Origin of the sequence: Nocardia otitidiscaviarum NBRC 14405, assembly GCF_000308635.1 — a bacterium.
GTDB lineage: Bacteria > Actinomycetota > Actinomycetes > Mycobacteriales > Mycobacteriaceae > Nocardia > Nocardia otitidiscaviarum.
On record NZ_BAGD01000111.1, the window covers coordinates 1 to 645 of the forward strand.

General features: G+C 65.9%; 1 protein-coding gene. It reads right to left on the bottom strand.

What is annotated here, in order from left to right; translation table 11 throughout:
• Nucleotides 1-645, bottom strand: a 645-nt coding sequence (locus tag ON31_RS25610) for a condensation domain-containing protein (RefSeq protein WP_157533777.1), incomplete at both ends; no start/stop codon positions are given.

Below are 645 nucleotides of genomic sequence, written 5' to 3' on the forward strand. Positions count from 1 at the left end.
CCTGGGGGTAGATGGTGCGCAGGGTTTCATGGCGGGCGATCACATCCGCCACCGCCTGCTGCAACGCCCCCACATCCAGATCACCGGACAAACGGACCGCGACCGGAATGTTGTACGCCGCCGACGCCGTATCGAACTGGTTCAAGAACCACATCCGCTGCTGCGCCAACGACAACGGAACCCGCTCCGGACGTGGTTGGGCCGTCAACGCCCTCCGGTCACCCGCACCCGCATGCTGCTCCACCCGCGCCGCCAAACCCGCGACCGACGACGCCTCGAACAACACACGCACCGGAACACGCGCATCCAGGGCCGCACCGATACGAGCAGCGACCTGCGTCGCCAACAACGAATTACCGCCCAGCGCGAAGAAATCATCATCCGCACCGACCCGATCGGCACCCAGCACCTCGGCGAACACACCCGCCACGATCTCCTCGATCGGGGTCGCCGGCGCACGGAAAGCCGTGGACTCGAACTCCGGCTCCGGCAACGCCTTGCGGTCGAGCTTGCCGTTCACATTCAACGGAAGCTCGTCCAGCACCACGAACGCCGACGGGACCATATACGACGGCAACGCCGCCGACAACGCCTGCTTCAACCCAGCGACATCCAGCAGCGCGGGCTCCGAAATGCCCGGACCAG